General features: G+C 61.4%; 12 protein-coding genes. 1 reads left to right on the top strand and 11 read right to left on the bottom strand.

The window, feature by feature from the left end:
• Positions 1 to 23 precede the first annotated feature (23 nt).
• From urtD to urtA, 4 genes are all read right to left on the bottom strand, one after another.
• Positions 24 to 884: an urea ABC transporter ATP-binding protein UrtD gene (gene urtD / locus JFT85_RS13035; RefSeq protein WP_053254106.1), complete on the bottom strand. Its 861-nt coding sequence runs from the start codon at positions 882 to 884 to the stop codon at positions 24 to 26.
• The gene (urtC, locus tag JFT85_RS13030) at positions 881 to 1,960 is read right to left on the bottom strand and encodes an urea ABC transporter permease subunit UrtC (protein ID WP_053254107.1); all 1,080 of its coding nucleotides are present in this window, start codon (positions 1,958 to 1,960) and stop codon (positions 881 to 883) included. The genes urtD and urtC overlap by 4 nt, the downstream gene beginning before the upstream one ends.
• Positions 1,960 to 3,462, bottom strand: a complete 1,503-nt coding sequence (urtB, locus tag JFT85_RS13025) for an urea ABC transporter permease subunit UrtB (protein WP_078827679.1) — start codon at positions 3,460 to 3,462, stop codon at positions 1,960 to 1,962. Before urtB ends, urtC begins: the two co-directional genes overlap by 1 nt.
• A gap of 141 nt (positions 3,463 to 3,603) precedes the next feature.
• On the bottom strand, positions 3,604 to 4,869 hold the full coding sequence (gene urtA / locus JFT85_RS13020) for an urea ABC transporter substrate-binding protein (RefSeq protein ID WP_053254109.1): 1,266 nt from the start codon (positions 4,867 to 4,869) through the stop codon (positions 3,604 to 3,606).
• 280 nt (positions 4,870 to 5,149) lie between these two features.
• On the opposite strand from urtA, the gene JFT85_RS13015 reads away from it, so the two are divergent.
• Entirely contained in the window at positions 5,150 to 9,742 is a 4,593-nt protein-coding gene (locus JFT85_RS13015) for a hypothetical protein (RefSeq protein ID WP_201229952.1), read from the top strand.
• A gap of 2 nt (positions 9,743 to 9,744) precedes the next feature.
• Here JFT85_RS13015 and JFT85_RS13010 read toward each other — a convergent pair whose 3' ends face one another.
• From JFT85_RS13010 to JFT85_RS12980, 7 genes are all read right to left on the bottom strand, one after another.
• Positions 9,745 to 10,755 carry a FecCD family ABC transporter permease gene (locus tag JFT85_RS13010; RefSeq protein WP_053254110.1) on the bottom strand — a complete coding sequence of 337 codons (1,011 nt, stop codon included), beginning with the start codon at positions 10,753 to 10,755 and terminating at the stop codon, positions 9,745 to 9,747.
• Positions 10,752 to 11,699, bottom strand: coding sequence for an ABC transporter substrate-binding protein (locus tag JFT85_RS13005; protein ID WP_053254111.1), 948 nt, complete (start codon positions 11,697 to 11,699; stop codon positions 10,752 to 10,754). The genes JFT85_RS13010 and JFT85_RS13005 overlap by 4 nt, the downstream gene beginning before the upstream one ends.
• On the bottom strand, positions 11,696 to 12,484 hold the full coding sequence (locus tag JFT85_RS13000; protein WP_053254112.1) for an ABC transporter ATP-binding protein: 789 nt from the start codon (positions 12,482 to 12,484) through the stop codon (positions 11,696 to 11,698). The genes JFT85_RS13005 and JFT85_RS13000 overlap by 4 nt, the downstream gene beginning before the upstream one ends.
• 71 nt (positions 12,485 to 12,555) lie before the next feature.
• A complete protein-coding gene (locus tag JFT85_RS12995; RefSeq protein WP_201229951.1) occupies positions 12,556 to 14,664 on the bottom strand; it encodes a TonB-dependent receptor in 2,109 nt (702 codons plus the stop codon).
• Between the two features lie 150 nt (positions 14,665 to 14,814).
• Positions 14,815 to 16,197: a PepSY-associated TM helix domain-containing protein gene (locus tag JFT85_RS12990; RefSeq protein ID WP_069550915.1), complete on the bottom strand. Its 1,383-nt coding sequence runs from the start codon at positions 16,195 to 16,197 to the stop codon at positions 14,815 to 14,817.
• A gap of 98 nt (positions 16,198 to 16,295) precedes the next feature.
• Positions 16,296 to 18,356 carry a TonB-dependent copper receptor gene (locus JFT85_RS12985; protein WP_069550916.1) on the bottom strand — a complete coding sequence of 687 codons (2,061 nt, stop codon included), beginning with the start codon at positions 18,354 to 18,356 and terminating at the stop codon, positions 16,296 to 16,298.
• Positions 18,357 to 18,449: 93 nt separating this feature from the next.
• Positions 18,450 to 18,815 (bottom strand): DUF2946 domain-containing protein, encoded by a 366-nt coding sequence (locus JFT85_RS12980; protein ID WP_053254116.1) that lies wholly within the window; start codon positions 18,813 to 18,815, stop codon positions 18,450 to 18,452.
• Positions 18,816 to 18,864 lie beyond the last annotated feature (49 nt).

The following is an 18,864-nucleotide window of genomic DNA, read 5'->3' as shown; positions in this document are numbered from 1 at the left end:
ACATAAAGCTGTTCACGTCAGCGTCAGCGACCGAGGTAAACCTCGATCACCCGCTCATTTTCCTGCACCTGTTCCAGCGACCCCTCGGCCAGCACGCTGCCCTGGTGCAACACCGTCACGTGGTCGGCAATCGAGCCGACGAAGCCCATGTCGTGCTCCACCACCATCAGCGAGTGCTTGCCCGCCAGGCGCTTGAACAGTTCGGCGGTGAACTCGGTTTCGGCGTCGGTCATGCCCGCTACGGGTTCGTCCAGCAGCAACAGCTGCGGGTCTTGCATCAACAACATGCCGATTTCCAGGAATTGCTTCTGACCGTGGGACAGCAGCCCGGCCGGGCGCTGTACCGACGCCGTCAGGCGGATGGTCTCGAGCACTTCATCGATACGGTCTTTCTGCTCGCCGCTCAGGCGTGCGCGTAGGCTGGCCCACACGGACTTGTCGGTTTTCTGCGCCAGCTCCAGGTTTTCGAACACGCTCAGGGCTTCGAACACCGTGGGTTTCTGGAACTTGCGGCCGATACCGGCCTGGGCGATCTGCACTTCGCTCATGCTGGTCAAATCGAGGGTTTCGCCGAACCAGGCCTTGCCGTGGCTGGGACGGGTCTTGCCGGTGATCACGTCCATCAGCGTGGTTTTGCCTGCGCCGTTGGGGCCGATGATGCAGCGCAGTTCGCCGACGCCGATGTACAGGTTCAGGTCATTGAGCGCCTTGAAACCGTCGAAGCTGACACTGATGTCTTCCAGGGTCAGGAGGGTGCCGTGGCGGGTGTTGAGGCCCTTGCCTGCGGCCTGGCCGATGCCGATCGCATCGCGGCTGCTGCCCGCATCTTTGTTCGGCTCAAGAATAGGTTCGAGCATAAATTCCGCCGTCGCAGTGACTCTCATTGTTCACCCCGTTTCTTCAACAGGCCGATGACACCCTTGGGCAAATACAGGGTGACGATGATGAACAGGGCCCCGAGAAAGAACAGCCAGTATTCCGGAAACGCCACGGTGAACCAGCTCTTCATGCCGTTCACCACACCGGCGCCGAGCAGCGGCCCGATCAAGGTGCCGCGCCCACCCAAGGCCACCCACACAGCGGCTTCGATGGAGTTGGTCGGCGACATTTCGCTGGGGTTGATGATGCCCACTTGCGGCACATACAACGCCCCCGCCAAGCCACACAGCACGGCGCTCAACACCCACACAAACAACTTGAAACCGCGCGGGTCGTAACCGCAAAACATCAGGCGGTTTTCGGCGTCGCGCAATGCCGTCAGTACACGGCCGAACTTGCTCTGCGCCAGGCGCCAGCCGGTGTACAAGCTGGCGACCAGCAACAGCACCGTGGCAAAAAACAACACCGCCCGCGTGCCGGGCTCGGTGATGCCGAAGCCCAGGATGCTGCGAAAATTGGTAAAGCCGTTGTTGCCGCCAAAGCCGGTCTCGTTGCGGAAAAACAACAGCATCCCGGCAAAGGTCAGGGCTTGGGTCATGATCGAGAAATACACGCCCTTGATCCGCGAGCGGAAGGCGAAGAACCCGAACACCAGGGCCAGTAAACCCGGCGCCAGCACCACCAGGCACAGGGCCCAGAGAAAGTGTTCGGTGCCCATCCAATACCAGGGCAGCTCAGTCCACGATAAGAAGGTCATGAACGCCGGTAACTCGTCCCCGGACGCCTGACGCATCAGGTACATGCCCATCGCATAACCGCCCAGCGCAAAGAACAGGCCGTGGCCGAGGGACAACATTCCTGCGTAACCCCACACCAGGTCCAGGGCCAGGGCGACGATGGCGTAGCAGAGGATCTTGCCCATCAGCGTCAGGGTGTAGGCCGACACATGCAGCGGATGTTCAGGTGACAGCAGCGAGCACACGGGCAGGGCCAGCAGCAGGATCAGGATGGCCGCGCCGACCGCTATCGTGACTTTGGGCCCGGCCTTTTGCGTGGCGGTAAGCATCAATGGCTGGTTCATCAGTCGATCACCCGTCCTTTCAGTGCGAAGAGTCCTTGCGGGCGTTTCTGGATAAACAGAATGATCAGCGCGAGGATCAGGATCTTGCCGAGTACGGCGCCGATCTGCGGTTCCAGAATTTTGTTGGCGATGCCCAGGCCAAAGGCGGCCATGACGCTACCGGCCAGTTGGCCGACACCGCCGAGCACCACCACCAGGAATGAGTCGATGATGTAGCTCTGGCCCAGGTCCGGGCCGACGTTGCCGATCTGGCTCAGCGCGACGCCACCCAGCCCGGCGATGCCGGAACCCAGGCCAAACGCGAGCATGTCCACCCGCCCGGTGGGTACGCCGCAGCAGGCCGCCATGTTGCGGTTCTGGGTGACGGCGCGCACGTTGAGGCCCAGGCGGGTCTTGTTCAGCAGCAGCCAGGTCAGCACCACCACGCACAGCGCGAACGCGATGATCACGATGCGGTTGTACGGCAGCACCAGGTTGGGCAGCACTTGAATGCCGCCGGACAGCCATTCGGGGTTGGACACTTCGACGTTCTGCGCACCGAACACCAGGCGCACCAACTGAATCAGCATCAGGCTGATGCCCCAGGTGGCGAGCAGGGTTTCCAGCGGCCGGCCGTACAGGTGGCGAATCACCGTACGCTCCAGGACCATGCCGATGGCAGCGGTGACAAAAAACGCCACTGGCAGCGCAATCAACGGGTAGAACTCGATGGCGGCGGGCACGTAGCGCTGCATCATCAGCTGCACCACGTAAGTCGAGTACGCCCCGAGCATCAGCATCTCGCCGTGGGCCATATTGATCACGCCGAGCAGGCCGAAGGTGATTGCCAGGCCCAGGGCCGCGAGCAGCAGGATCGAACCCAGCGACATGCCGCTGAAGGCCTGGCCGAGGATCTCGCCGAACATCAGTTTGCGTTTGACCTGCGCCAGGCTGGTCTCGGCAGCGGTGTGCACGGCGGCGTCGGTTTCGACACCTGGCGCGAGCAACGCCTCAAGACGCGTACGGGCCAGCGGGTCACCGGTGCCGCCCAGCAAACGCACGGCGGCGAGGCGCACGGCGGGGTCGGTGTCGACCAACTGCAGGTTGGCCAGCGCCAGGCTGAGGGCGCTGTGCACGTCCTCGTTGGTTTCGGCGGCGACCTGCTGGTCGAGGAATTTGAGTTGCGCAGGTTGCGCGCTTTTTTGCAGGGTTTTGGCGGCTGCCAAGCGCACCTTGGGGTCGGCGGCGAGCAGTTGCTGGCTGGCTTGGACGTTGTCGATCAGGCCGCGCAGGCGGTTGTTCAGGCGTACGGTTTTGGTTTCACCGTTGAGCGTGAGCTGGCCTCGTTGCAGGGCGTCTACCAGTTCGATGCGCGCGGGGTCGGGCTGGGCGGCCCAATCCTGGAGCAGCTTGGCTTGTTGCGTCGGGTTGGCAGCGAGGAAGTCGTCGGCGTCGCCTGCCTGTGCTGCGAAAGGCAGCAACAGCAAGGCCGTGACGATGAAACGGTAAAGGGCAGTGGGCATATTGGTCGGCCTTACGCGGACAAATGTGGGCGCTGGCTTGCCTGCGATCGCGGTGTTTCAGATACACCGAGTCGTCTGCATCGCAGGCAAGCCAGCTCCTACAGGGTTTGTGTCGACACTCTGGTGTCGACACCCCTCGGATCAGTTGCTCTTCACGGCGTAATCCGGCTTCTTGTCATTGCCTGGAATGTACGGGCTCCACGGCTGGGCGCGGATCGGTTTCTCGGTCTGCCACACCACAGAGAACTGCCCATCCGCCTGGATCTCGCCGATCATCACCGGCTTGTGCAGGTGGTGGTTGGTTTTATCCATGGTCAGGGTGAAGCCCGACGGCGCGGCGAAGGTCTGGCCGGCCATGGCTTCGCGCACCTTGTCGACGTCGGTGGACTTGGCTTTCTCAACCGCCTGCGCCCACATGTGGATGCCTACGTAGGTGGCTTCCATCGGGTCGTTGGTCACGGCTTTATCCGCGCCTGGCAGGTTGTGCGCCTTGGCGTAAGCCTTCCAGTCGGCGACGAACTTCTTGTTCACCGGGTTCTCCACCGACTCGAAGTAGTTCCAGGCCGCGAGGTTACCCACCAGCGGCTTGGTGTCGATGCCGCGCAGCTCTTCTTCACCGACGGAGAAGGCCACCACCGGTACGTCAGTCGCCTTCAAGCCCTGGTTGGCCAGCTCTTTGTAGAACGGCACGTTGGAGTCGCCATTCACGGTTGAGATCACCGCAGTCTTGCCGCCAGCGGAGAACTTTTTGATGTTGGCAACAATGGTCTGGTAATCGGCGTGGCCGAACGGGGTGTAGACCTCTTCGATATCTTTATCCGCTACGCCTTTTGAATGCAGGAACGAACGCAGGATTTTGTTGGTGGTGCGCGGGTACACGTAGTCGGTGCCGAGCAGGAAGAAACGCTTGGCGCCGCCTCCTTCTTCGCTCATCAGGTATTCCACTGCCGGGATCGCCTGCTGGTTCGGTGCTGCACCGGTATAGAACACGTTCGGCGACATCTCTTCGCCTTCGTACTGCACCGGGTAGAACAGCAAACCGTTGAGTTCTTCGAACACCGGCAACACCGATTTACGCGACACCGACGTCCAGCAACCGAACACCACGGCGACCTTGTCCTGGGTCAGCAACTGGCGGCCTTTCTCGGCGAACAGCGGCCAGTTCGAGGCAGGGTCCACCACCACCGGTTCGAGCATCTTGCCGTTCACACCGCCTTTGGCGTTGATCTCATCGATGGTCATCAACGCCATATCTTTAAGCGAGGTTTCGGAGATTGCCATGGTCCCGGACAGCGAGTGCAGGATGCCGACCTTGATGGTCTCGGCGGCCTGTACGGTCCAGGTCAAACCCATGGCGGCAATCGATGCTGACAGGGTGAAAGCCTTGATCAAACTGCGACGCTTCATAGTGCGATCTCCGTAAGCCAATATTTTTGTGGGGCAGATACGCAGGACTTTGCAAAGGCTGTGCCTGCGCCACTCAACATGAGCATCTACAGGGGCTGGCCGCTGACGGGAGCAGTGCTGCGCACCAACTTGGCGCCGCAATGGGTATCGGGTGCACGGGAGGCTTCAAAAAGGGGCGAAGGGGTAGATATACAGCGCAAGTCACCCGCCGGCCTGTTCCAGGATGCGGATTCAGACAAGGCGCTGTTTTGCCTTGGACCTTTTCGCCAGCGAGAACCTTATGGACACGATCCCTGCCACACCGGCTGATTCAACGCGCCATCCTGTGAAACACCCTCCCCTGAGCCCGGCGTTTATCAGCGCCGACGACGCAGCCCGCTGGGCACACGAGGCGATAGGCCGACGACGCGATGTCGAATATGGCGGTGTGATTCTCAAGCGCGGCAGTCGTTATTACGCGACTCAGCCCATACCGGATAGACGCATGGTCTTCGATCACGGGCTGCTGTTGGCCAAAGACAGTGAGGGCAACTTTATTGCCCCCGAGGGCTATGTGGCTGAGGCGTTCTATCACTCCCACCCTGCGGATGCCGTACAAATCCGGGCCATGTTTCCCAGCTTTACAGCCGACCAGGCGCAGCTGTTCAACAACTTTTACTCGACCGCAGACCAACTCTTCAGCTTCAGGAATCGGGCGTTCGCCAAGAGTCACTATTTTTCCGGGCCGGACAGTGTGTTGCTCAAATATGTCAGCAGTGGATCGAGCGCGGAAAAAACCTATGGCCAAAAACTGCTGGCCGGAACCGTTGAACCAAGCAGTGATTTCGAATCGCCGGTCAGGAATCTCGCCGAGGTCGGAGAGTTGTGGGTACTGATTGCGAATGCAGTGTGGGGGGGCGTTCGTGGTCGGGTGACAAAGGGCTGGCGAATGAACACACCCGTGACCACCAGCGGTGGTGTACTGCAGCAGCCCTTTTTCACCTCGGTGTTCTCAACCCCGGAAGCGGCTGTGCTGGGTGGGTTTTTGCCCACTGACGCACTGGATCAACAGCCAAAGGTGGGGTTTGTGCTCAAGCACACCCGTCAGGAGGCTTACGTGGCGACGTTAGCGCTGCCCAAGCGCCAGCCTGTGTTTTCGCCCGATAATGTTTTTCCAACACGCCCCGATGGGAAGCTGCGGCTGCCCTCCCAGTACCGGCTGGCGGCCATTTACTTCAGCAGTTGGTATGAAACGGACGAGGTTGCAGCGCGAGAAAAATGGCTGGCCAGTACCTTCTTTACACCCGCGCAGATAGTGGCCGCGACGCGTCAGGCGCGGGCGACCCTGGACATTCAGGACCCGGTTCGTGGCTTGTCCCTGTACATGCAAGCGTCGGATGGTGCACTGCTGGCATTCAAGGTGCCAGAGGCCACGCCCACCAGCGATCTGGTCAGAATGGGAAGCGCGGGTGAAGTCAACGATAACGGCGCGCAGGCAGCCATGCTTGCGGGCACGTTGAGCCCGCGTGATTACGTGCGCAGAGTGATTGCAGCGACCGATTTGTCGGTGGTACAGGCCGGTGGTTTATGGCGTACGGTCGGCAGGGTGGATAACCGCTTCAACCTGCTGACGTCGTTTTATACGGCGACTTTGAGCCGCGCGTTTCTCTCTGCACGCGATGCGGTGGTGTATGCCCATGAACGCGTCGGCACCAGGCGCGACCGCTACTATGGAGGGTATGTGCTTGAGGGCGAAGACGGCCGCTTTGTTGTCACCGAACCGGTGGAAAGCGCCGCCAACCCCTTTGCCTTCACGTTGTTTTTCCCCGCCGACAACAAAGGGCCGTTGATACCGCCCGAACCTTACACGCTACATGGGCGTTACGGCTCCCATCCCGAACTGTCCATGGTCGATCCGGCGCCAGTGTTACGTCGCGGCTGGACGCGCGACGAGGCATTGATTAACCAGCAGGTGTTCAGCCCCGATGAGATGTATTCAATCATCGCGGCCGGGCGAGTGGCGTATCTGTCGGGGGCCGCGAATTGTTTGCTGGAGTACACCCCTGACCGCTCCTCGGGAGAGCAGTTACTGCTCGACAACATTGCCCCGAATGCCGGGAATAACAGCCTGCAGCGGCGTCTCGAAAGTGGCCAGGTCAAGCCCGGCAACTGGGTCTGGCGGCTGGCGGAAGCGGGGAACTTCAAGATTATCCGGGGCAACCCGCTGTGGGGGCCGCGCTCAGTGGTCTACAACGACTGGACGGCCAACTACACCTACGCCCCGCGATCCGGCCCGCCCGACTACGTCACCTACGGTGCGGTGTTTGCCAGTGCCGACGAGGCGGCCCAGAACCTCCACGGTCGAGTACATGGACGTAACTTTCCCGAGGCGGCCTGTTTTGCCTTCATCCTCAAACATCAGGATCAGGAACAGTACATCGCAAGCGAAGTGGTGGGGGTCACCGATCAGAACAAATTGTTCAATCTTAACGGTGTGTTTGAACGCAATGCGGACCGCAGTTACCAACTGCCCGATGGGTTTGCCATTCACGGGCTGTTTCGCTCGCAGCAATGGTCACCCACCGGGCTGACGACGTCGAACGCATGGCTGACGCTGTTTTTTGTCACACCGGATGTGCTCTACGCCACCCTCTATGCCGCCAATCAGGAAGGTGCGAACCTCCCGCGAGTTTACTTTTCAACCCTGGATGGCGCGCTGCTGCGGTACGAGCCTGCGCCGCTTGACGTGAGCAGTGGCGGCGCCGCAGACAGGGTGTTGACCGAGGCCCGGGAGCAGTTGAATTCGGGTCAGCGCTCCCCTCTGGATTTCGTCAGGGAGTGGGCACTCAAGCGCAGTCTGCACGTCGTACGTGTCAGCCAGTGTTGGGATAAAAAAGGCGGGGTCAGCCCTACCTGGGCTGGCTATGAAACCTTGATGCCGCGGCGTTTAAGCCCCGCCTTCGCCAACCCTGACGACGCCGCCCGTCATGCTGCGGCCATGGTGCGCAAAGAAGGACGTGCTTATGGTGGGGTGCTCCTCAGGTTGGCTAACGGGTTGTTCGCCGCGACCGAGCCGCTGGTGCTTCCACCGCGTGGGCTTGCTTTGCACTGGATCTACCCGGATCAAGCGGTTGCCGTGGGGCTTTATCCAGGGGGCAGTTCGATTGTGGCGCGTTATCGGTCCGTGCTGGACCAAGAGGTGCCGTTGCTGTTGTCCACCACCCAAAAAGCGATCTACAAAAGCATGCTGCCGACGGCGGTGCTGTCCAACCTGCTGCACCGTGAAGCTCATATCAAGCGCGAGTATGTGTTTGGCGCTAATGGCTCGATCCTCAGTTATCAGCTGTCGGATTCTGATGGGCAATTGCAGCTCAAGGAGCGCCTGGCGCCGCGAAACCTGGTCAAAGGTGATTACGGCGACAACCGCGTCGAACAGCAGCTGCGCAGCGGCGCACTCTCGCCGCAGGCGTTTATCACTGAGGTGGCGAAGGTCGGTGATTTTTATGTGGTGGAGGGGGATTCGCTGTGGGGGATGCCCAGGAAGATCACCGGGGATTTTGTGGCGCATCAAACTCGGCCGAACCCCGGGGATATTCGGCAGGTGTTCCTCGATTCGCCCGGTGGCCCGATTTTCACCCGGGCGTTAGATGCCGTTCGTCACGCTCAGCGCGAGTGGACGCCGCAAGCCGATGTGGCGTTCGGTTATGTGCTGAAGTCGGTGAGCAAGCCGCTGTACATGACGACGTTGGCACTGGTGCGAGACAACCTTGCTGATTTCAAGCAGGTCTTTATCAACGGCCAGTTGCCCCAGGGCTATGTGCTCGACGGTTTGTATCTGTGCGCTTCGAATGTTGCCATTGCGGCGGACAATGACGAAATGGCACACAGTTTTCTAGCGCCCCAATACATTGCCAAGGCGCTGAACTTTATCAGCAGCGCGCGTACTGGAAGTGTTCTGCCGCTCTATCTGTTGTGCAGCGACGGTGCGTTACTCACGTACAGGTTCCCCAAAACGTCGTCACTTTACGATTGGACGAGCAGGGCGCACCTGGAGCGTACGCACTTGCTTCAAGGCTCCCTCACCGTCAGTGATTATGTGCGCCGCCTGGCAGGTGCCGGTGAGCTGTCCATTCGCGTCACCAGTGAAGTCTGGGGCAGGAAAGAGCGGGTCACTCTGCACTGGCTACCGAAAAGAGCGCCTCATGCGTTTGCTGACGACCCGTATTTTCATTCGTTCTGCGGCCCGCTGTTCTTTTATCCCGATGATGCCGCTCGGTATGCTCAGGGCTTGGTAGCGCCGTTCAAGGGCACGCAGTACCTGGGCGCGGTTCTGGTGCCTGGAGAAACAGCGGGGTATGTCGCGATTGACCCGGTGGAGGATCAGGGCACGGGAAGTACAAGTACCTTGGCGTTGCTGTTCTGGATTGATCATGCGGGCTTCGACGTGCCGCCCGGCAATGTGCTGAGTACCTACAAAATCGCAGCGGTGCAGTCGTTCTACAAAGCCATTGCCTCCACCTCCAGCCGCGAGCCGCTCGACATAAAACTGCTGGAGAACTTTGTCGCCAAGGATGACTTGCGTGACTATCTTGCGGTGGTCAAGCGCAATGCCCCCGAGGGTGCAAGGTGTTACCTGTCATGCCGGGGTGGGGCGCTGCTCAAGTACCTGCCCGTGCACAGCGCGGCTGAAACCACGCTGCTTGCTCCAGGTGAAGCGCCTGACCCAAGTGTATGGATCAGTCGGTTAAGAGCACTGGGTATTCTGTCCGTGTTGGTCTCCGATAGTTTCTGGACACGTGAGGGGGTGCTGGGTGAAGAGTGGAAAGTCAGCGAGGTGCAGGCCGAACCGCACGTCGACGAATATTGGTATGTGCATACCAAAGACGAACTCTGACCCTAGCGCCTGCGCATCAACCCAATAAAAAACAACCCGCCAATCGCCGCCGTCGCCACGCCAATGGGCAGGTCTTCGGGGGCGATCAAGGTCCGCGCCGCAACATCTACCCAGACCAGGAACACGCTGCCCAACAGTAGGCACACCGGCAACAATCGCCGGTGTTCGGCGCCGACCAGGCGTCGGGCAATGTGCGGCACCATCAGGCCAACAAAGCCGATGGAGCCGCTGATGGATACCAGTACGCCGGTCATCAGAGAGGCTATCAAAAACACCTTCAGCCGCACGTTCCGCGCGTTCAGGCCCAGGGTCACAGCGGTTTGCTCGCCGGCCATCAGAGCGTTCAATGGGCGCGCCATACCCAGCAACAGCAGCAGCCCGAAGACGACCGTCACGGCAGGAATCATCAGCAGTTCCCAGCGCGCCAGGCCCAGGCCGCCGAGCATCCAGAACATCACCGCTGAGGCTGCGCGGTGGTCGCCCATGAACAGCAACAGGTTGGCCACCGCCATCATCACGAACGAAACCGCCACACCGCACAGTAACAGGCGATCACTCTCCAGCCGCCCGTGACGGCTGGCCACCGCCAGTACCACCAGCATGCTCAGCAACGCGCCGAGAAAGGCGGCGATGGGCAGCGTCAGCAGGCCGACGATTTCCCCGACGTGCAGCACCACAATCACCGCGCCCAGGGTCGCGCCGGAGGTCACGCCCAACAGGTGCGGGTCGGCCAGAGGGTTGCGCGTGACGGCCTGCAACACGGCGCCGATCAACGCCAGCCCGGCGCCCACCAGCGCGCCGAGCAACATGCGCGGCACGCGAATCAACCACACGATATGTTCCTGACCGGAACTCCAGTTCACGTCACCGAGGCCGAACGCCTTGTTCAGTAAAATACGCCACACCACGTCCACCGGCACCGGCGCCGAGCCGAACCCCAGCGAGACTACGCAAGAGATCATTAACAACGCGCCAAGGGCGACCAGCAACAGGGCGTAGCGCGGGGTAATCATTCGCCGTGGAACCCTTTGGCCAGGGTTTCCACCGCCAGCACGTTATCGATCCCCGGCGTGGCCTGCACATAAGGAATCACGATAAAACGCTGATTCTTGATGGCGTCCACCGACTGCAGGGCCGGGTTGTTGAGCAGGAATTGCGCCTTCTGCTCGGCGGTGATTTCGCTGTAGTCGACGATCACGATCACCTGGGGGTTGCGATCCACTACGGTCTCCCAGTTCACGCGCGTCCAGCTGGCATCCATGTCATCGAGAATATTGCGCCCACCGGCTGCTTCGATCAGCGCCTGCGGCATGCCCAGGCGGCCGGAGGTCATGGCGCGGTCTTCACCGCTGTCATAGAGAAACACGCGTGGTTTGTCGGTGGGCAGGTCTTTTTGCACCTCGGCCACTTGGGCCTGCATCTTTGCCACCAGCGCGTTGGCGCGGTCTTGCACATCGAAAATCTTTCCCAGGTTGCGCACGTCGGTATAGGTGTCTTCCAGTGTCGCGGCAGGGCGCTTCATCACAAACGCGCACGACTCGGTCAGCTCATACACATTGATGCCCAACGGTTGCAGGGTTTGCGGCGTGAGGTCGCCACCCACACGCATGCCGTAGTCCCAGCCGGCGAAGAAGAAATCCACGTTGGCGTTGAGCAGGGTTTCCACCGATGGGTACTTACTCGCCAGCTCCGGCAGGCCGTCGAGGGTCTCGGCCATCTCCGGCGTGACCGACTTCCAGCCGGTCACGCCGCTATAGCCTGCCATGTGCGACTTGAGGCCCAGGGCAAGCATCATCTGCGTCATGTTGATGTCATGGCTGACTGCGTGTTTCGGCGCCTCCTGAAAGGTCACGTCGCGGTTACAGCTTTTAATCGTCACTGGGTAATGGGTTGCTTCGGCAAACGCTTGAGCAGTGCCGAGTAACAAGGCGAGAGACAGCAGGGAGCGCAGGATCATGGTTGGGTTATCCAGGTGATTCGCGGGTAGCCAGACAGAGGGTGAGTGTCGATCAAGGCCTCGACGCCAAACACGTCGCGCAACAGTTCGGCGGTCAGCACGTCGTGAGGCGTGCCGCTGGCGACAATGCGCCCGTGGTTGATCACGTAAAGGCGATCACAAAAGGCAGCGGCCAGGTTCAGGTCGTGAATGCTGGCCAGTGTGCCGATGTTCAGGTGCTTGACCAGCCGTAGCAATGCCAACTGATAGCGCGGGTCGAGGTGGTTGGTCGGCTCGTCAAGGATCAGCAGTTGCGGTTGCTGGGCCAGGGCACGGGCGAGAATCACCCTTTGTTTTTCGCCGCCGGAGAGGGTGGCGAAAGCGTGGTCTTCAAAGCCCTGCATGCCGACTGAATTCAAGGCCTCTTGAATCAACTGTTGGTCGTGGCGCGTGTCGGCATCGAACAGGCCTTTGTGAGGCGTACGGCCCATGGCGACCACTTCATCTACGCGCAATCCGAAGGCGTCGGGAAACTCCTGCAACACCACGGCGATACGTTGCGCACACCACTTGGCGCTTTGTTTCCACACGTTCTGGTGTTCGAGCACCACGTCACCGTGTTCCGGTTTGCTGAACCGATAGGCGCAACGCAACAGGCTGGTCTTGCCGCTGCCGTTGGGTCCGATCAGGCCGACAAATTCGCCCGCACCGACCTGCAAGCTCGCGTCACGCAGTTGGAACCGGTGATTGCAGTGCTCGTGACCCGGCGGGGTCCAGCCAAGCTGGGTGAGACTGAGTGAAGGCATGGTCATACTCAAGGTCAGCGCAGATCAAAAAAGGTGGGAGCACGCTCGCACATGAGCCCCTGGGGTAGCCGTTAAAAGGTGTAGTCCGCGGTGACAAAAAACGAGCGCGGCTCGCCCAGGAGCCACTGTTGACCGTTGTTGTACTGGCTGACCGCATAGGTGCGGTTGAACAGGTTGTTCAGCTCCAGGCCCAGCGTGGTGTTGCGCATCGCCCTCCACGACACGGCCGCGTCGGCCACGGTGTAGCTCGGCACTTCACGGGTGTTGGCCGTGTCGGCATAACGGGCGCTGACGTAACGCACACCAGCACCGGCGCGTATATCGTCGGTCACGGCGTTGCTCAGCCACAGGTTGGCGGTGCGGTTGGGGACATCCACCGGGCGGTTGCCGTTGCGGGAAATCGCCTGGCCGTTAACCACTTCAGAGAAGTCGTCGTACTGCGCGCGCACGATGGCGGCGTTGGCTTGCAGTTGCCAAGCGTCGGGCAGCTGCAGGTCGAGGCTGACCTCCAGGCCGTTGGACGATTGCTGACCCACTTGTTCTTTGAGGTCGGTGCCGGGAATGCTCACCAGCAATTTCTGTTTGACGATGTGGTAAGCCGCCAGGGTCCATTCGCCACGCGCGTCCCAGAACGCCTGCTTGAAGCCGACTTCAGCCTGTTTGGCGGTGGACAAACCGAACTGCTGCTGGCTCGGGCTCAGGCTGATCAGGCTGCCGACACCGTCGGTGCTGGTGGCGTACTGGCCGTAGACCGAAATGTCTGGAGTGATCGCGTAGACCAGTCCGGCTTTCCAGTTATTGCCGGTCAGGGTTGTGTCGGCGTCTCTGTTCGCGGTTGTTAGATCATTGCTATCGATGTGCAGATAGTCGCGGCGCACGCCGGTGATCAACGAGAGTTTGTCGCTGAGTTGCAGGCGGTTTTCGGCAAAGGCGGCGAGCTGTTTGGTGGTGGTAACGGACTGCGCAATAAATGGGCTGTCACTGACAAACGGTTGTGGCACCGGGTGCTGAATGTCCACCGGCTGGCCGCCGCCCGGCAAGTCGTCGAAGGGCGCATTGCTGACCAGATGAAAGCGAATACGGTTGTACTCGACGCCCGTCACGGTCTGGCTGTCGAGGCCGAACAGCGTGTGTTTGAACGTGAAGGTCTGGCGGTCGCCGACCTGTTCCTGGTTGTGCTTGATGCCCAGGTAGTTCTGGCGCACCAAGCCACCGTCGACATCGTTATAGCTCTCGGCGTTCTGCCAGCGGCGCTGGTTTTTCAGGTACGACAGCTCGTTGGTGGCAGTGACGTTGTCATTGATCTGCCACGCGCTGGTCAGGCGCGTCCATTGGTCGTTGTAGTGCAGTGTGTTGTTGCTGACGTTGTAGTTCTTGGCGCGCAGGCTTTTGTGTAACTGGCCGTTGATCAGCGGGGTGCCGTAGTCGTTCTGTGGGCGCTGGTCGCCATAGTCGTGGGCCAGGGTGACGCTGAGGTTGTCGGCCGGTTGCCAGCGCAGGGCGGCGCTGACGAAGTCGCTGGCCGAGTCGCTACGGTCGATGAAACCGTTGCTGCGCAGGCGGTTGATGTTCAGGCGATAGCTCAGCGTGTCGGTCAGCGAGCCGCCGCTGTCCAGGGCTTGCTGCTGGCGGTCATAGGACCCGTAGCCGAGACGGATGTGGTTTTCGATCTGGCCTTCAAACGGCTTCTTCGAAAGAGTGTTGATCACCGCGCCCGTGGCGCCCTGGCCATACATGACCGAAGCCGGGCCGCGCAGAACGTCCACGCGCTCAACCGACCAGGTGTCCACCGGGAAGGTGGAAGTGCCCGCGCCATCGAACATGCGCTGGCCGTCGTACAACTGCAATACCGAACTTTGCCCGGTAAAACCGCGTGCCTGTAACGAGGTACCGCCGTCGCCCGGTGTTCCGGTGCGGGTGATGCCGGTGGCGCGGGAGATGGCGTCCTGCACGCTGGCGTCGCCGCGTTGGCGGATTTTTTCGCCGGTCTGGCTCTCGACGCTGCCCGGCGTTTGCAAGGCCGTGAGGTTCAGGCGCGAGCCGGCGGTGGTCGGGGTATTCAAGTCGACGCGTTCATCATCCACGGCCGGCGCGGTCACGGGGCTGGCGGGCAGGGTCAGGGCCTGGGCGCTGTTATGCAAAGCGAGCAGGCACAGGCCGCACGCGAAGTACTTGTTCATGGGTCGATCTATCGCTTCTTGGGAGGTGCTCGCCGCAGGGCGCGGCGAGCAACGATAACGCAGAAAGTGTTATAAGTTAACACTTATTGGCTGCGGGACAAAGGTCGCGCAAGGCTACAGAAGGGCTCTGTGCTGGGCATCTCGCCTGTTTCATGCCGAACCTGAGGCGGATTCATGTGGGTTGAAAAAGCGCGCCAACACCAGGCGATCCACTGCCCACACCACGATCAACGAGGCGCCCACCAAAGGGAAAATGATCGCCAGCGCGAGCATGATCACCACCGCGGTTTTCCACGTCGGCAGGTCATGGCGCAACGGTGGAACGCCGAGCCCGCCCTGTGGCCGGCGCTTCCACCAGATCACCACACCACTGACCGCACTGAGCAAAATCAGCAGGCAAATCAGCAGCACGATCAGTTGGTTCACCCAGCCGAACATCTTGCCTTCGTGCAGCATCACGCCTGTTTCGGTGGCGCGGGCGACGGTGTTGTAGTGTTCCCAGCGCACATCGGCCAGCACTTTGCCGCTGTACTGGTCCACATGCAGGGTGGCGTCGTTGCGCGGGTCGTTGGCAAATACCGCGACCGTGAACACGCCGTCGGCAGTGGTCGGGAAGGTGATGCTGTAGCCGGGCTCGACCTTGCGTGCGGTGGCCAGGTCGACGACTTGTTGCAGGCGCACAGCCGGCGCGGCCGGTGCGCTGTTCATGGCGCCGTGCTTCATGTGTTCGGCGTGGTCGCCGGACATCGGCATCGGCGTATTTTCCATGGCCCAGGGCACGGTTTGTTGGCTGGCGGTATTGAGGACGCGTGCCTGCTGGTCAGACTGCGGCACGTTGTTCCACATCGCCGCTGGGAAGGTGTTCCACAGTTCGGCGTATTGCTTGCCCCAGAAGCCGGTCCAGGTCATGCCGCTGAGCAGCATCACCAGCAGAAACGCCGCGCCCCAGAAGCCTGCAACCGCATGCATGTCACGCCAGAACACCCGGCCGCTGCGGCTGAACCGTGGCCACAACACACCGGCCGACGACCTGCCGCGAGGCCACCACAGGTACACGCCGGACACCACCAGCATCACGCCCCAACCGGCGGCGAGCTCCACCAGGCGATCACCCACGGTGCCGATCATCAGCTCACCGTGCAGGGCCCGGGCGATGGCCTGCAGGTTGTTTTTTGCATCCTGTTCGCCGAGTACGGTGCCGCGATACGGGTCAACAAACACCGTCACGTCGCGCCCGCCTGCCTGCATCACAAATTGCGCGCTGCTGGTGGCGTCGGCTGGCGGCAGGTACTTGCTGATTTTGCCTTGGGGAAAAGCTGCCTGGGCCCTCTGCAATTGCTCGTCGGCACTCAGTGCGTGCTCGGCGCTTTGCACTTTGAGCAGGTCGCCATACATCAGTGGGTCAAGCTGGGGTTTGAACAGGTAGATGATGCCGGTCAGTGCCAGCAGCACCATGAAAGGCGCGACGAACAGCCCGGCGTAGAAGTGCCAGCGCCAGGCGAGGTTGTAGAAGGAAATCTTTTGAGTGGTCATCAGGGTGCTCCGCAAGGCATTATTTTTTTGGGTCAGTTATGCCGCCATCGGGAGCAAGCCCCCTCCCAGATGTGGGAGGGGGCTTGCTCCCGATGCGGTTAGAAGCTCATGTCCACCTTGGTCCAGAGCGTGCGCCCCGGCTCCTTGATGGCTTGCGGGTCGTTGGCCGGGTAGCCGAACCCGGCGTTGCCGGCCAGGTTCAGGTGCTCGGCGTAGGCTTTGCCGAACAGGTTGTCGACGCCGGTGCTGACCTTGAAGTTTTTATTGATGCGGTACGCGGCGTTCAGCGAGAACACACCAAAGCCGGCGCTCTTGTCGAAGTCCTTGCCGACCACATTGCCTTTGTTCTGGTCGATACGGTTTTGCGCCGCGACCACTCGCCACAAGGCGCCGGCGCTCCAGTCGTCCTGGCTGTACGTCAGGCCGAACCGTGCATCCAACGGCGGCATCTGTGGCAGTGCCTTGCCGTCGCTGCTGTTCTTGCCCCAGGCATAGGCGAGCGTGGCGTCGGCCTTCCAGTTCTGGGTCAACTTGTAGGCCGTACCGAGTTCGCCGCCCATGATCCGCGCGTCGACATTGCGGGCCTGGGAGGTGGTACCCATCATGCCGGGCTTGTAGTCGAACAGGATGAAATCGCGCACCTGGCCGACATAACCCGAGGCCCAGGCCTCCAGGTCGGCAGTTTTGTACTGGGCGCCGAAGTCGAGCTGAGTGGTCTTCTCCGGCTTCACGCCGTCGAAGGCATTCACCGAACCTACCGCGCCGGTGTTGGGGGAAAACAGCTCCCAGTAATCCGGGAAACGTTCCGAGTGGCCAAGGCCTGCATAGAGGGTGGTGGGGCTGTCGGCCAGGTCGTGTTCATAACGCATGAAGCCCGATGGCAAGGTGTCGGTGCGGGTGTCGTTGGCGGTCGGGTTGGGGCGGGCCATCATTCCCGAGCCGGTGGTTTGGCGGAAGTCCTTGGCTGAGGCACGGTCCAGGCGCGCGCCGCTGATCAGGCGATCGCGGTCCGCGGCGTACCAGGTCAGTTCGCCAAACACGCCGTAATTATGAAAGTTGGCGTCCTTGTTACGCGGCACATCCTTATAGGTGTCGATGCCCATGCCCATGCGCTGGCGGTGCTCGTCGGTCTGCGCATCCAGGCCGCCGATCAGCTGCACATCGGCCCAGCGCCAGGTCGCCTTGATCCGCGCGCCCAAGGTGCGCCGGTCGACGTTGGAGGCCATGGGGCCAGCCATCATCCCGGTGCCTGACGGAGTGCGCAGGCTGTAGTTGTCCATCACATGGTCGGCGTAGTTGTAGTAAACCTGGGCTTCGACCTTATCCAGCACCTCACCGATATTGGACTTTTCGAAGCGCAGCCCCAGGCTTTCGCGCAGGAACTGCGAACCGTCCATGCCGCGCCCGGCGTAGCGTGCTTCGCCATCGCCACGCCCGGCGGTGAGTTCCAGCAGGGTATCCGCGTCGGGGGTGAAACCGACGGCGACGTCGCCATTCCACTTGTCGTAGCGCGAGGCGACGGTGTGGTTGTTGCCGTCTTTGTAATCGTCGGCATGCGCCTGGTTGCCGATCACTCGCACATAACCCAATGGGCCACCTGCGGCGGCATCGATGACTTTATCGAAGCGCCCGTTGGAGCCGGCCAGCACACTGGCGTTGACCCGTGTGCCCAACTCGCCGAACTGCTCCGGCTCGCGCTCGAACAGGACAGTACCGGCCGACGCGCCCGGGCCCCAGAGCACGGTTTGTGGACCTTTGATCACCGTGAGCTTGTCGTAGGTCTCCGGCGAGATATACGAGGTGGGCGCATCCATTCGGCCCGGGCAGGCGCCGAGCATCACGCCGCCATTGGTGAGGATATTCAGGCGCGAGCCGAACATGCCGCGCAGCACCGGGTCGCCGTTGGTACCGCCGTTGCGCACGAGGGCGAAGCCGGGGATGGTCTTGAGGTAGTCGCCGCCGTCACTGGCCGGCACTGGCTGGCGCGGGTCTTTCGGGTTGGTAACCACGGTCAGCGGCGAGCTGGGCGCGATCGCCGTGATGACGGTGGGGCTCAATTCGTGATCTTCAGCCTGTGCCTGTGGCACCAACAGTGTGCCAAGCAGAACAGCGAAAACGGGGGTGCATCCCATACGGGTGTCAGCAGAAAACCTGGACATGAAAAATTCCATCAATCATTCGTAAACAACACGGCCAGCAGCCTGCGGCTGTCTGTCTAAAGTCGGCCGGGGTGAAGTAACGCAGTGAGGTGCTTACGCGACGACGGGCGGGGCGCGGCTGCGGGCGCCGGGGAAGATGCTCTGCCGGGCATGGCCCAGGCGCGGGGCGGGGGTTAGGGCGGTAGCCGACGGCGGGGTGCCGAGGGTGACATAGGACACACTGCCGGGCAGGGCCGGGCAACTGAACAGCAGGCTGCAATAGCCGCATTTTTCCCAGAGGACGTGGTGTTCGTCCGGCGCTTTGCTGTGCTTGGGTTCGCCATGGCAGCCGGGCATGTCCATGGGCATGGACATGCTCATCGACATACCGGCGTGATGATCCATCGGCATCGCTTGGGAAATCAGCGGACCGATAAAAATCATCAGCATGGCGAACAGGCTGATCCAACTGCCGCGCATCAGGCTCATGGGCCTGCGGCGCGGCGCGGAAAACCTGGCGCGTGGGGCG

The sequence above is a fragment of the Pseudomonas sp. TH04 genome, from assembly GCF_016651355.1.
Lineage (GTDB): Bacteria > Pseudomonadota > Gammaproteobacteria > Pseudomonadales > Pseudomonadaceae > Aquipseudomonas > Aquipseudomonas fluorescens.
The sequence above is the reverse complement of the archived record's forward strand: the minus strand, read 5'-3'. Positions and strand labels throughout refer to the sequence as shown.